14 protein-coding genes and 1 pseudogene are annotated in these 14,183 nt (G+C 50.2%); 13 read left to right on the top strand and 2 right to left on the bottom strand.

Going from position 1 to position 14,183, the window contains the following annotated elements; translation table 11 throughout:
* Positions 1-23 precede the first annotated feature (23 nt).
* From ehuA to skT53_RS08670, 7 genes are all read left to right on the top strand, one after another.
* Entirely contained in the window at positions 24-845 is an 822-nt protein-coding gene (gene ehuA, locus skT53_RS08700; protein WP_318978603.1) for an ectoine/hydroxyectoine ABC transporter ATP-binding protein EhuA, read from the top strand.
* Between the two features lie 5 nt (positions 846-850).
* Positions 851-1,345, top strand: coding sequence for a diaminobutyrate acetyltransferase (gene ectA, locus skT53_RS08695; protein WP_200760681.1), 495 nt, complete (start codon positions 851-853; stop codon positions 1,343-1,345).
* 75 nt (positions 1,346-1,420) lie between these two features.
* Positions 1,421-2,713 carry a diaminobutyrate--2-oxoglutarate transaminase gene (gene ectB, locus skT53_RS08690; protein WP_200760680.1) on the top strand — a complete coding sequence of 431 codons (1,293 nt, stop codon included), beginning with the start codon at positions 1,421-1,423 and terminating at the stop codon, positions 2,711-2,713.
* A 25-nt stretch (positions 2,714-2,738) separates the two neighbouring features.
* Positions 2,739-3,140, top strand: a complete 402-nt coding sequence (locus skT53_RS08685) for an ectoine synthase (protein ID WP_200760679.1) — start codon at positions 2,739-2,741, stop codon at positions 3,138-3,140.
* Positions 3,141-3,167: 27 nt separating this feature from the next.
* Entirely contained in the window at positions 3,168-4,070 is a 903-nt protein-coding gene (gene thpD / locus skT53_RS08680; RefSeq protein ID WP_318978602.1) for an ectoine hydroxylase, read from the top strand.
* 152 nt (positions 4,071-4,222) lie between these two features.
* Positions 4,223-5,707, top strand: a complete 1,485-nt coding sequence (locus skT53_RS08675) for an FAD-linked oxidase C-terminal domain-containing protein (RefSeq protein ID WP_200760678.1) — start codon at positions 4,223-4,225, stop codon at positions 5,705-5,707.
* Positions 5,688-7,007, top strand: a complete 1,320-nt coding sequence (locus tag skT53_RS08670; protein WP_200760677.1) for a (Fe-S)-binding protein — start codon at positions 5,688-5,690, stop codon at positions 7,005-7,007. The genes skT53_RS08675 and skT53_RS08670 overlap by 20 nt, the downstream gene beginning before the upstream one ends.
* A gap of 51 nt (positions 7,008-7,058) precedes the next feature.
* On the opposite strand, the gene skT53_RS08665 is transcribed toward skT53_RS08670, so the two are convergent.
* A complete protein-coding gene (locus skT53_RS08665; protein ID WP_200760676.1) occupies positions 7,059-8,336 on the bottom strand; it encodes an MDR family MFS transporter in 1,278 nt (425 codons plus the stop codon).
* Between the two features lie 151 nt (positions 8,337-8,487).
* Here skT53_RS08665 and skT53_RS08660 point away from each other — a divergent pair, with 151 nt between their 5' ends.
* The 3 genes and pseudogenes from skT53_RS08660 to skT53_RS08650 all read left to right on the top strand — a co-directional run.
* Complete coding sequence (locus skT53_RS08660; RefSeq protein WP_404828941.1) at positions 8,488-9,210, top strand: cytochrome c biogenesis CcdA family protein; 723 nt, start codon at positions 8,488-8,490, stop codon at positions 9,208-9,210.
* 29 nt (positions 9,211-9,239) lie between these two features.
* Entirely contained in the window at positions 9,240-9,890 is a 651-nt protein-coding gene (locus tag skT53_RS08655) for a TlpA family protein disulfide reductase (protein WP_200760675.1), read from the top strand.
* 35 nt (positions 9,891-9,925) lie between these two features.
* Positions 9,926-10,051: pseudogene (locus skT53_RS08650) on the top strand (YwbE family protein); the annotation flags it as partial.
* A 53-nt stretch (positions 10,052-10,104) separates the two neighbouring features.
* On the opposite strand, the gene skT53_RS08645 reads toward skT53_RS08650, so the two are convergent.
* Entirely contained in the window at positions 10,105-10,362 is a 258-nt protein-coding gene (locus tag skT53_RS08645; RefSeq protein WP_200760674.1) for a hypothetical protein, read from the bottom strand.
* 518 nt (positions 10,363-10,880) lie between these two features.
* Between skT53_RS08645 and skT53_RS08640 the strand changes: the two genes are divergently transcribed.
* The 3 genes from skT53_RS08640 (at position 10,881) to skT53_RS08630 (ending at position 14,177) form a co-directional block, all read left to right on the top strand.
* Entirely contained in the window at positions 10,881-11,279 is a 399-nt protein-coding gene (locus tag skT53_RS08640; RefSeq protein ID WP_226375382.1) for a histidine kinase dimerization/phospho-acceptor domain-containing protein, read from the top strand.
* Positions 11,280-11,369: 90 nt separating this feature from the next.
* The gene (locus tag skT53_RS08635) at positions 11,370-12,389 is read left to right on the top strand and encodes a zinc-binding dehydrogenase (protein ID WP_200760672.1); all 1,020 of its coding nucleotides are present in this window, start codon (positions 11,370-11,372) and stop codon (positions 12,387-12,389) included.
* A 75-nt stretch (positions 12,390-12,464) separates the two neighbouring features.
* On the top strand, positions 12,465-14,177 hold the full coding sequence (locus skT53_RS08630; RefSeq protein ID WP_200760671.1) for an adenine deaminase C-terminal domain-containing protein: 1,713 nt from the start codon (positions 12,465-12,467) through the stop codon (positions 14,175-14,177).
* Positions 14,178-14,183: the final 6 nt, after the last annotated feature.

The raw sequence follows: 14,183 nt of genomic DNA, 5'->3' as shown, positions 1-14,183 counted from the left end.
GCAAAGGAAGTGGGAGGATGAGCATGATCCATGTGTCCAGTTTGTACGAGGGATATGAGAATGTGGAGGGAAATCCGATTGTCCGCTATCGGAAAATCAGCAAATCATATGGCGATCTGCAGGTACTAAAGGAAATCGATCTGGATATCTATCCGGGGGAAAAGGTGGCGGTGATCGGTCCGAGCGGATCCGGCAAAACAACACTCGCCCGTTTGCTGATGACGCTGGAAGAACCGACGGCCGGCACGATTGAAGTGGATGGAGAACTGCTGTGGCACAAGAGAGTAAAAGGCAGACTGACGCGGGCGGACGAAAAACATCTGCATCGTGTGCGAGGCAGCATTGGCATGGTGTTTCAACATTTTAACCTGTTTCCGCATATGACCATTTTGCGCAACGTGACGGAAGCGCCCATTCGGGTGCTCGGTCTGTCAAAAGAGGAGGCGGTGGAGAGAGCCAAGATCATGTTGGATAAAGTCGGGCTGTTGGATAAGTTGGACAAATATCCGGGCCAACTGTCGGGTGGTCAAAAACAGCGTGTGGCGATTGCGAGAGCATTGGTCATGCGGCCGAAAGTGATGCTGTTTGATGAACCGACATCTGCCTTGGATCCCGAATTGGTTGGGGAGGTGTTGACAGTGATCAAAGAAATTGCGGCGGAAGGCGATATGGCGATGCTGTTGATTACACACGAAATGGAGTTTGCGCGTGATGTGGCAGATCGTATTTTGTTTACGGACGGCGGCAAAATTGTTGAGGAGGGCTCCCCCAAACAGATTTTTGAAAATCCGAAAAGTCCCCGGCTGCAGATGTTCCTTAATCGTTTTCGGACAAATGGATTCTAAAGGCCATGCACTTGACGTTCCGAAATATGACCGAACAGGACGGAGCTGACGTTTGGACCATTGTAAAGGAAACAGGTGTATTGGATGTGAATTCGGTCTATGCCTATTTAATGATGGGCAAATACTTCCCTCACACCTGTGTGGTTGCCGAATACAATGGAAAAATCTGCGGATTTATCACCGCTTTTCTGCCTCCCGGCAAGCCGGACACGATATTCGTCTGGCAGGTGGGTGTGGCAAACACGCAGCAGGGAAAAGGGATTGGAAAATCCTTGTTACGTTTTCTGATGACAAGGGATGTATGTCGCGGAGTGCGTTTTCTGGAAACGACCATTTCCCCGTCCAACCGTCCTTCCGAATCCTTGTTTCGAGGTTTTGCGAGGGATTGGAAGACAGGCTGCAGGGTTACCGAATGTTTCCCGGTGGAGCTGTTTTTAGATGGGGCGCATGAAGCGGAAATGTTGTTCCGGATTGGTCCGTTCTCACAATTGAACTGTTGAGTTTCGCCCATAAGCTGTCCGAATGAATGGTTACTAGAATAATTGTAATCTGTCAGATTGATAAGGAGGAATGAGATGAAGATTTTGGAGGAAGTGACAAACCCGTTGTATGTGTTTGAGCAGTTGGAATCGGAGGTGCGCAGCTATTGCCGGAGTTTCCCGACCGTGTTCAGCAGGTCCAGCGGCTACAAGGTATGGGATCGGAAAGGCAAGGAGTACATTGACTTTTTTGCCGGTGCCGGGTCTCTCAACTACGGGCATAACAATCCCAAAATCAAACAGAAGCTGATCGAATATTTGATGAAGGATGGGATTACACACAGTCTGGATATGGCTACAGAGGCGAAGGAAGAGCTATTGGTCGGTTTCCGCGACGTCATTCTGAAACCTCGAAAGCTGAATTACAAAGTGATGTTTCCCGGTCCGACAGGAACCAATTCGGTAGAAAGCGCCCTCAAACTTGCTCGAAAGGTGACGGGACGGGAAATAGTCATGAGCTTCACGAATGCGTTTCATGGTATGACAGTAGGCTCTCTTTCGGTTACCGGCAACAAGTTTAAGCGCAGGGGGGCCGGCATGTCCCTGACGAATACGGTCTCGATGCCATTTGACGGCTACCTGGGGAACCAAGTCAACACGGCAGAATACATCGAGAGGTTCCTCGAAGACAATGGCAGCGGCGTTTCTCTCCCTGCAGCCATTATCCTCGAGACGGTTCAAGGCGAAGGTGGCATTAACGCGGCCAGTTTTGAATGGCTGAAAGAAATTGAAAGTATTTGTCGTCGGTGGGAGATTTTGCTGATCGTTGATGATGTGCAGGTGGGATGTGGCCGAACGGGTCCCTTTTTCAGTTTTGAACCGGCGGGCATCCAACCTGATATTATCTGCTTGTCGAAATCAATCGGCGGATATGGCATTCCGCTGGCTCTGACGTTAATTAAACCGGAACATGATGTCTGGGAACCAGGCGAGCATAACGGAACTTTCCGCGGGCATAACCTCGCCTTTGTGGCTGGCAGGGAAGCCCTGCAGTACTGGGAAACCGATCAGTTCAGCAAACAGATTCAGCAAAAAGGGGAGAAGGTCAATCGTTTCCTGCGGCAATTGGTGGAGAGATATCCGGAAATGCGCGGAGAAGTTCGCGGTCGCGGGTTGATCCAGGGAATCGCTCTTGGAGTAGACGGATTGGCTGAGAAAATCTGCGCGGCTGCGTTTGACAAAGGTTTAATTATGGAAACGTCCGGGCCGAGCAGCGAAGTGATTAAATTGCTGCCGCCCCTCATTATTGATAACGAAGGATTGGAAAAGGGGTTGCAGATTATAGCGGCCAGTTTCGAACAGTGCCGGAGAGATTTGCCAGTTAACTAGACGAGGTGGGGAGAGGAGAATCGATATGATAGTGAGGAAATTGAAGGATATTATCGGGACGGAGCATGATGTGGATACGCCTACATGGAACAGCAGGCGGCTGCTTTTGAAAAAAGATGGTGTCGGATTTTCTTTGAATGACACGATCATTAAAGCGGGCACCGAAACATTGATTTGGTACAAAAATCATATCGAAGCGGTGTACTGCATCGACGGGGAAGGAGAAGTGGAGGTCATTGCGGACGGCACGATTTACCACATCCAACCGGGAACCATGTATGTGTTAAACGGCCATGAAAAACATTACTTACGGGCAACAACGAGAGATATGCGGGTCATCTGCGTGTTTAATCCGGCATTGACAGGACGTGAAGTGCACGATGCGGACGGCGCGTATCCGCTCGATGAAAGTGAAGCGGGGGCATGAACAAACAAGGGAACAGGGGGGGTAACTATGAGTTCAAACGCGATGACCGGCGACCGTCAGCGGATGATCGATCTGTATCCTTCACGAGTCAGCCGTACTCCGCAGATTTTGGACCGGAAAGATGCGGTGCTGCATGGCGGGGATTCCGCACCAGGACCGTTAACTCGCGAACAACTGCAATTTTATGATCAACACGGGTATCTGTTTCTGGAAGGTTTCTTCTCAGGAGAAGAGGTTCAGTATTTTCGGGATGAATTGCAGAATGTGTGGGAGGCAGGCAAACATTCGGATGCGCCGGAAATTATTCGGGAACCGGAAAGTGAAGAGGTTCGTTCCGTGTTTGCCGTACACCGGAACAACCAGGTGTTTAGGGAACTGGCGCAAGGACCTAAATTGGTGGATATCATGCGGCAAATTTTGGGCAGTGAAGTGTATATCCACCAATCCCGAATTAATTTTAAACCGGGGTTTAAGGGGAAGGAATTTTATTGGCACTCGGATTTTGAGACTTGGCATGTGGAAGACGGAATGCCCCGCATGAGAGCGCTAAGCTGTTCGATCGCGCTGACCGATAATCATCAGCAGAACGGTCCGCTGATGGTCATGCCGGGCTCGCACCGACATTTTGTTTCGTGTGTGGGAGACACGCCTGACGACCATTATAAACAGTCCTTGCGCCGTCAGGAATATGGGGTCCCCGACCCGGACAGCCTGACGTGGCTCTATCAGAAGTTTGGCATTCAGACGCCGACAGGAAAAGCGGGATCGATTCTATTGTTTGACTGCAATATCATGCACGGATCAAACAGCAATATTACTCCGATTGCAAGAAGCAACGTGTTTCTCGTCTATAACAGTGTTGAAAATAAGCTGGTAGAGCCGTTCCACGGCAAAAAGTCACGTCCTGATTTTATCGCCGAACGCCAGTAGGTGTAAGCTTGTATACGTCTTTTGGAGCTGTAAGCAAAAAGGCTCCAAAAGACGTTTTTTGTTTTATTTTACATTGTAAAAATCAGGTCATCCGATCTCCTGCCAAATATGATATTCTATTTTATAGAGATTATAAGCAGGGAGGATGCGGAATGCTGAAACCGCAGGTTGCGAAAGAATTGAAAGCCATTGTAGGAAGCAATTGGCTGTTGGATACACCGGAGGATTGCCTGGCTTATTCGTATGACGCTACGCCGCTTTACCAAAGTATGCCAGACGGAGTGGTGATGCCGGGTACGGTGGAAGAAGTGGCTGCGATTGTTAAAGTCTGTGCGCGGGAAGGAATCAAAATCGTTTCGCGCGGGTCCGGTTCCAATCTGTCGGCAGGTACGGTGCCGGTGGAAGGGGGGCTGGTGGTGGTGCTGACGCGAATGAATCAAATTGTGGAAATTGATTCGGATAATCTGACCGCCACTTTTGAGCCGGGCGTGATTACCGCTCATCTTCATCGAGAAGTGGAAAAATTAGGCCTTTTCTACCCGCCTGATCCCGGCAGCATGAACGTTTCTACGCTCGGCGGCAATATTGCGGAATGCGCCGGCGGATTGCGCGGGCTGAAATATGGTGTGACGAAAGATTATATTATGGGACTGCAGGCGGTTTTGCCAAACGGCGAGATTTTGCGAACGGGCGGAAAGTCGGCGAAAGATGTGGCCGGTTACGATCTTACGAAATTGTTGGTCGGATCGGAAGGTACGCTGGCCGTTATTACGGAAGCGACTGCCAAACTGATTCCATTGCCGGAAAGCAAACGTACCATGCTGGCCAGTTTCCGTGATCTGACCGGGTCAGCGCGCGCCGTGTCACGCATTATTGCGGAACGGATCATTCCGGCTACCATGGAATTTTTGGATAATGGCACGATCCGGGTGGTGGAGGATTTTGCCCGAATCGGTCTGCCGGTTGATATGGGTGCGATTTTGATGATTGAACAGGACGGTCCGGAATCGGTCGTTGAGCGGGATATTCAAAGGATGGCGGACATCTGCCGGAAAGAAGGGGCGGTTGAGGTGAGCGTCGCCAACTCGCCGGAAGAAGGTGCCAAATTGATGCAGGCCCGCCGCTTTGCGTTGTCTGCATTGGCTCGCATCAGTCCCACCACGATCCTGGAAGATGCCACGGTGCCTCGTGCCCGTTTGGCGGAAATGGTGGAACAGGTCAACGTGATTGCCAAAAAATATGGTGTTAACATCTGCACATTTGGCCATGCAGGTGACGGCAATCTGCATCCGACCTGTATGACCGACGAGCGGGATAAGGAAGAAATCCATCGTGTCGAGCAGGCGTTTGAGGAGATTTTTCTGGCGGCCATCAAGCTGGGAGGCACGATTACCGGAGAGCATGGTGTCGGCATGGCCAAGATGAATTATCTCTCCCTGAAGGTGGGAGAAACCGGTATCGAAGTGATGAAATCGTTGAAACAGGCAATTGATCCGCAAAACATTATGAATCCGGGCAAGTTATTTGCCAAGGATACGAGACGTCGCGTGGTGATTGGCGGAGGCGCGGCGGCCGAACAATCGGTTTCTCATCAGCATGGAAATGGATGTGAATGCAATGAGCACACAGCAGGTTGAAACAGCAAGTCAAAACGGCATCCTCCAGATGATGGAGACAATGCATTATGACGATATCCTGAACTGCATGCGCTGCGGATTCTGCCTGTCGGCCTGTCCCACTTACCGGGAGACAGGCAGGGAAACGGCATCGCCACGCGGTCGCATTGCGATGATGAAAGCGGTGGCAACTGGCCAACTGGATGTGAGCGAGAAGTTTGATTCTGATATGTATTTCTGTTTGGGCTGCCGCGCCTGTGAAACGGCCTGTCCGGCGGGCGTGCCATACGGAACGCTTTTGGAAGGCGCTCGCGAAGTAGTGGAAGAAAACCGGAAACGTCCGCTGATTACCCGCATTATCCGCCATGTGGCGATGAAGAAACTGATTCCGCAAGCGAAACGAATGGAACAGGTCAGCCGTCTGCTCTATTTTTATCAAAGATCGGGATTGCGCCGCTTGGCTCGCAGCAGCGGACTGATGAAGCTGCTGCCCAAAAGCATGGCGGAAATGGAAAAAGCGGTGCCGGAAGTGGCATCGCCTGCCGCCCGTAAGGAAAGAAAACGGATGCTGCCGGCCAAAGGCGAAAAACGCCTGACAGTCGGTCTGTTTACCGGTTGCGTGATGGACGTCATGTTTTTCGATACGAACGAAGCAACCGCCAAATTGCTGTCTGCGTTCGGCTGCGACGTGGTGTATATGGAGGGACAAACCTGCTGCGGCGCTCTGCACGCTCATGCGGGCGATAAACAGGAAGCCAAACAGTTGGCCAAGCAGAACATCGAAGCGTTTGAACAGTCCGGGATTGATGTCTTGATCAACAACGCGGGAGGCTGCGGGGCTGCCCTGAAAGAATACCATCACTGGTTCCACGGGGATCCGGAGTGGGAGGAACGGGCCGAGCGTTTTGTCGCCGCACAGCGGGATATGAATGAATTGCTGGCGACTCTGCCTGTGCCGAAAATGCGCTCGCTGCCATACCGGGTTACGTATCAAGACTCCTGCCACCTGGCGCATGGCCAAAAGATACGGCTGCAGCCGCGCGAACTGATTCAAAGCATCCCCGGCATCGAATATGTCGAACTGCCGGAAGCGGATCGCTGCTGCGGTTCGGCGGGCATTTACAACCTGACCAATTTTGACATGTCGATGCAGATACTGGACGGCAAAATGAAACAGGTGGAAGGCACCAAAGCGAATCTGGTGGTTACTTCCAATCCGGGCTGTCTGCTGCAGATGCGGGCCGGCATTCAACGGGCCGGTTTGGAAGGCCAAATGCGGGCTGTCCATATCGCCGATCTGTTGTATGAAGCGGTTGAATAACGGGCATGCCCCTCTTTAAGTTGTCGGCTTAGAGAGGGGCTTGTTTTCATTCTATTCATTTCTCTTTAACTTTTCTTTCTTCCGCCATGACACAGACGGAGAACGTGTAGGGTGCGTCCGTTCTTTGACTGCTTCTGACAGCGGCTCTGCAAGGGCAGGCCATGATCGCAGCACGTAGTAGGCCAAGGCGGTCCCGACACAAACTGCCGCATAAACAATCCAGGGCAGATAAGGGGCGTTCCAGTTTTTGGAGAGCGTCATGATCTGGCCACCGCCCATATTCCCCAATGCTTCTCCTGCTCCCCAGACAAACGAGGCGATGCCGAAATAGGTGCCGATCGCTTCCGGTTTGGCCAATTCGGATACGACCGTATCGACAGTCGGCATGATCAGCATTTCACCAAACGTGAAAATCGTAACACTGATCAACAAATGGAAAAATTGGCTTGACCACATTACGCTCCCTAAACCGATCCCCATTAACAGCATGCCGTTTGCCAACACGGTGAGAGGATGCCAGACCCGCGACGTGTAACGGGTGATGGGCGCCTGCAGGAAAATAATCAGGACGCTTGTAATCGACCAAAGGAGCGCCACTTTTTGCGGACTGGGCATGATTTCAGCCGCCCGCAGCGGGATTGAGAAAGTAAACTGTGCGTAAAGCGCCCACGTCACAATGGTCACAAGGCTGAACAACAAGAAGGGGCGATCTTGCAGGATTTCGATTGAGAATCCTGCGCTTTGATTGGCATCTGCTCGGGCGATGTCGGCCGGAAGCAGGAATTGATGGGACAATGCCATACCGAAATAGATGACTGATGCGGCGATAAACAGACTTAATGTGGACCCGGAAACCAGCCAGGCACCGAGCAGGGGGCCGGCTGTCACCCCAATATTGGCGGCAATGCCGCGGAATGAGAAGGCGGTCGTTTTGTTTTCCCCTGAAGCGTAAAGAGCAATCCCCGATTTGGCTGGTGGTGTGTATATCCCGCCGCCGATGCCGGTAATCGTAGACACTATAAATAAGAGCGGGAGAGTCGATACAAAACCGTAGCCGAGCAGACCGATTGCACGCAGCAAAAGCCCCAGCACCAATGTCCGTCGTTGGCCGATCCGATCGTTCAACCAGCCGCCCAAAAGGCTGCCGATCAGATAGGTAACGGAGCCGGTTCCCAGTATCAGCCCCACTTGGCTTACGGAGATTCCTTTCTGATTGGTTAAAATAATCGTTAGCAGCGGCAAAATCAAATAATAGCCGAGATGGGTAAATAAAATTCCGCTCAACAACACCCACAAGGGGCGTCCAAACGAAAGGGATGCGATCTGCACAAAATCACCTCGTGCCATAGCATCCCCGATTTTTCCAGTAAATACAACCGGCTGAAACATATGGTGTTCTGGATTTTAAGAGCGGATCTTCACAGAAAATTCACCATGGTTGGTTTATAATGGGAACAGGAAACCGGATGGGGTGATTGTTGTGTTGGACGGAACGAATTTGAACGTATGGATCGCGTTTGCGGCAGGACTCCTTTCTTTTCTATCCCCCTGCTGTCTGCCTTTATATCCTTCTTATATCTCGTATATTACAGGTATCTCTTACAATCAAATGCAGGGAGATCGGGACCAGGTTGGGGTTCGTAAAACGGCGCTTGTTCATTCGCTTTTCTTTGTGCTTGGTTTCTCGATTATCTTTGTAGCATTGGGGACCGGTGCGGGTTTCATTGGACAATTGTTCTATAATTATAAGGATCTGATCCGGCAAATTGGAGCGATATTGATTATCGTAATGGGACTATTCATGGTCGGCTTTATCAAATGGGAGTACCTGATGAAAGAGAGGAAGTGGCATATGCGGAACAAACCGGCCGGTTATCTCGGCTCGGTGTTGGTGGGAATTGCTTTTTCGGCAGGGTGGACGCCTTGCATCGGACCGATTCTGTCATCTGTCATATTGCTTGCCGCGACCGATCCGGTAAACAGTGCCTGGATGATGGTGGCGTATTCGTTGGGATTTGCTATTCCGTTCCTGATTTTGGCTTTTACGCTGGGCTCCGTTCGATGGTTGATGAAATACGCCGGCGCACTTGCCCGAGTCGGCGGCGGTATCATGGTTGTGATGGGGGTTTTATTGTACACAAATAAAATGACGGATATCACCAAATACTTGATTCAACTATTTGGATTTAATAGTTTGTTATAGCGAACGAAACGAACAGCAGGAGGCTGAACATGAAAAATTGGAAGCTGCTTTTTAGCATCGTGTTGGTGGTGGGGTTGGTGGTGTTTACCGTGTTTTCGCAAACGACAAAAGGGAAATCAACCGCCGGACAGACACCGGAATCAAAAATGCAACCGTCTGCTGGTCAACAGTCGAATTCGCAACAGTCGGCTCAGCAGCCAACGCAACAGCAGTCAGCCGGGCAACCGAATACTTCGCAACCGGCAGTTTCCCCGCAGCCGGGTAAGATGGCTCCCGATTTTGCTTTGCGGGATATGGCGGGCCAGACGGTCCGTTTGAGCGATTTACGCGGCAAACCGGTTTTGATTAACTTCTGGGCCTCCTGGTGCGGACCGTGTCGTCAGGAAATGCCCGATTTGGTAAAAAAATCGGAAACCTACAAAGATCAGATCACGTTTGTCGGCATCAATTTGACTTCGAGTGAATCGGATGCAAAAGACGTGCAGTCGTTTTTACAAGAATTTCACGTAAAATATCCAATTTTGCTGGATGAAGAAGGACAGGTGTCCAATCTGTACCAGGTCCTCGGCATTCCAACAACGGTTTCAATCAATCCGGACGGGATGATCGTTGATCGTATTACCGGGGCGATGAATGCGGATCAAATGGAGAAAGTAATGCAAAATCTGCTGAAAAAATAAAATACTGAAGAATATAAGAATCCGTCCCTCTGACCACGGGTAATCTCACCCGAGGAATCGTAAAGGATATTTTGACTAAGTCGCCCCAGCATCCGCATGGGATTAAAGTGCGGCTTACCGACGGCCGAGTGGGGCGCGTGAAGAGGATCATCCATAAATAAAACGGATCGAAGGAAATCTTCGATCCTTAAAGTAGATGTGGGTTTGGTTGGGATTAAACTACAACCGCTACTGCATTGAGTTCTCTAAAGCTGACATTGACGATGGAACCTGCAGGGAAACCGGCGGTAGCAGTAGTCAGAACCATTTCGAAGTTGTCGATATCGACCGCTATAATACGCCCTGTAAATGTAAGTCCGTTGACACTGACCGTAACCAGAGTAGAAGACCGCGCAAGACCGCGCAAACGTTGGCGGAATGTCGGGCCACGGAAGCCACCACCATAACCGTCACCGTAGAAGCAATCGCCCATTTTTTCCCCCCCCCTCTCTGAGGTGTTCTATTTAAACCTCACTATACTTTATTCTTTTAGAAGAATTTTGTAAGGGACAAACATTATAGTCTATTGAATTATTTTTTTAGCTGCGTCACTCACCTATTTGCAACACTCTACATACAATACAGCGTTAAAGTGGATGGCTGGGATTTTCTCTGGTCCCTTCTTTGTTTGGTTACGGACTTTACTTAACAAAGCTGACATTGCCGATGGAACCTGCAGGGATAAAACGGCCAAGGTCAAGGCTTGCAAGTAGCTTACCGTTTCATTAAGGAAGGGGCCGGAGAATGTCTCCGGCCTGTTTGCCTATAACCAAACACCCGATTCTGTCAGTTTATATAATCCCAAAATTCTTAAAAAAGGAATGATATATCCCTTTATTGAATACAACGGGGATCCGATTTTATTTTTGATATTCAGGGGAAGATTATACGGGAAAAGTGTATATGTAATGCTGTCTGTTTCCCCCGTTCGAGACGCAAAAGGGAATGTTGATGGGTGGTCCGTTACACTTAGGAACCGAGTGGAAGAAAGCCCAGGAACTCCTTCAAAACACTCAAAAATTGTCTGTGGTGGGACAATTGGCTGCGGGAGTCGCTCACGAGATCCGGAATCCAATTACAGCTATAAAAGGATTCATTCAATTGATGAAAACCGACTTGGTTGTGAAAAAAGAGTATTTTGATATTATGTCGTCTGAAATCTCGCGAATTGAATTAATTCTTAGTGAACTTTTGATTCTTGCGAAGCCGCATGCTATTGAATTTGAGAAGAAAGACGTGCGGACGATATTGGCGCAAGTGATTACTTTGTTGGAAACCCAGGCCATCATGAAAAATGTTCAAATCACAACGGAATTTCAAACGGCGATGAGCCTTCTTATCTCCCGTTGACACAAATACCGTCTAAATTAACCTCCACATTTTTGAAAATAGGGAGGTTCATTGTGAGAAATTTACTCAATCAAAAATTGGGGTGATTCGATGAAGGCACTGGTCCACACAGAGAAAACAGGTTTTGACGGACTTTCTTACCGCGAGATGCCGGATATACTGCCAAAAGCAGGAGAGGTAAGGGTAAAACTGAAAACGGCAGGCTTGAATCATCGCGATTTATTTGTCCTGAACCGCCACAAACCAACCGACCCGCCGTTAATTATCGGTTCAGACGGCGCGGGGGTGATCGATGCCGTGGGAGAAGGAGTGCAGAACGTTCAAGTTGGAGATGAAGTGGTGATTAACCCCGGCATCGGATGGAAAGAAAAAAGCGATGCACCGCCTGAAGGTTTTGAGATTCTTGGTCTTCCTGATCATGGTACGTTTGCGGAACAGGTTGTCGTTCCCGCTGACAATGTGGTACAGAAACCTCAATATCTAGACTGGGAAGAAGCGGGCGTTTTTTCATTGGCTGCCCTCACTGCTTACCGGGCATTGTTCACAAGAGGCCGTCTGCGGGCCGGTATGACAGTGCTTATTCCGGGAATTGGAAGCGGGGTAGCGACGTTTTTACTGCAATTTGCAAAAGCTGCAAAAGCAACGGTATATGTTACTTCCCGTTCTCAAGAAAAATGTAAGAGGGCCCTGGAACTTGGAGCTGACAAAGCGATTGACAGCAATGAAGATTGGAATCAAGCACTTGGTGGAGAAAAAGTGGATCTCGTGATTGAGAGCATTGGAGCCGCTACGTTCAATAAGTCGCTCGATCAGCTGCGTCCAGGAGGTACCGTTGTTACCTTTGGAGCATCAGCCGGAGATGACATTCAAATCAATATTCGCAAGTTTTTCTATGGGCAGTATAACCTCCTTGGTTCGACAATGGGCAGTGCGGAAGAGTATAAAGAAATGCTCCAGTTTATGGAAGCTCACCAAATTAAACCGGTACTGGATCAAATGTATCCGCTGAATCAATTTAAACAAGCTTTCAACCGGATGGAGGAAGCAGCTCAATTCGGGAAGGTTGGTTTTTTTATGGGGGGAAATCGGTATTGGACACTGAGAAGGTAAAGCCAGCAGGCTGTCCTATTTTTGTAGGCGTTTTACCGATTTTTCTGGTAATCTATTGACAAGGGGGGGCTATCGATGCAACAGAGACTTCGTCCGGTAGAGCCGGATGCGTATTTTGCCATTCTTGGCGTAGCAAAGGGAAAAGTGAAAGCCGATTTATACCTGCGAGGGGCAACAGTCATAAATGTGTATACCGGTGAACTGCAGGAAGTGAACGTGGCGGTTAAAGGGAAGCATATCGCCTACGTGGGAATGTCAGATGCGATGGTTGGACCTGAGACGAAAACGGTGGATCTGGAGGGCCGTTTTTTGTGTCCCGGTTATATCGAACCGCACTGCCACCCATTTAATACATACAACCCGACCACATTGGCCCGATTTGTATTACCGCGCGGCACCACAGCGATGGTGAACGATAATATGGGCTTGTATTTGCGGGTCGAACTGGACCGGTTTTTGGAATTGATCGAACAGATGGGAACGTGGCCGATCAAAATGTTGTGGAGTGCGCGGGTGGACCCGCAAACAGAGGCGGAAGATCTGCGTCCGTTTTTTGCGCCGGAACGGATGAAACGGCTGCTTGCCCATCCTTTAGTGGTACAGGCCGGTGAGTTGACCGCCTGGCCGCAGTTGTTAAACGGAGACACACAGATTGCTGAAAACTTGCTGCAGACGATGCAAATGGGAAAACGGATTGAGGGGCATTTGCCGGGCGCTTCGCTGGAAACCTTATCGATGCTGGCGGCTGGCGGGCTAACGGCTGAACATGAAGCGATGACGGCGGAGGAAGTCATCCGGCGGCTGCGAATTGGATATTGGACGACGCTGCGCTACAGTTCGCTGCGGCCGGATCTTCCCGAAATTGTACAGGGACTGGCCGGGTATCACGGTGATACGAAACGGATCATGATGACAACAGATGGTTCAACCCCTGCTTTTTTGGCGGAAGGATTTACGGACGAACTGCTTCGGGTGGCGATGAACAACGGTATGGATCCGATCGTGGCGTACCAAACAGTGACGATCAATCCGGCGACTTATTATGGATTGGACGGTGAAATCGGGGGGATTGCGCCGGGGCGTTTGGCCGATATTCTGGTGCTGGAAGATCTCCGGGAACCGACGCCGATCGCAGTGATGGCAGAAGGGCGCTGGGTGGCACGATCCGGCAATCTGCTGGAAAGTTGGCCAGGAGTGGATTGGCAGACAAACGGAATGGGCAAGTTGCAGGTAAATTGGCGTGTTGCCGAATCCGATTTTACAAGAGAAGAAAATTTGCCGATCATTCATTTGGAAAATCCGGCGATTACCCGACTGTTGGAGGATGCCGGGGACCGCACGGTGCTGCATGCGGCGCTGGTGAATGAGCATTCGATTGTGGAAGCGAATTTGACGGGTATGGCGGATCGGATGGACGGTTTTGCCTGCTCGAACACGGCTTCAATTGGAATTTTCACGTTTGGCCGTGATCGCGCATCCATGGCCCAAGCGGTCAACCGGGTGCTTGAGATCGGTGGCGGTGTCGTGATTGTCGAGAATGGCCAGATCCTTTTTGAAATGGAACTCCCGCTGGCCGGGGCGATGGCGGAACAGGAGTTGGAACCGCTTATTCTTCAGGTGCAAACGCTAATTCGGCTGCTGAAGGAACGGGGGCATACGCATTATGACCCGATTTTTACGATGTTGTTCATATCGGCCACTCATTTGCCGGAAGTGCGCCTGACGACTGACGGGGTGCTGCATGTAAAAAGCGGTCACGTGATTCGTCCGCCCCGTACCCGAAACTAAGCCTGT

Source organism: Effusibacillus dendaii (assembly GCF_015097055.1).
Taxonomy (GTDB): Bacteria; Bacillota; Bacilli; order Tumebacillales; family Effusibacillaceae; genus Effusibacillus; species Effusibacillus dendaii.
Note: the sequence above shows the minus strand (reverse complement) of the source record. Positions and strands in the feature narration are given on the sequence as shown.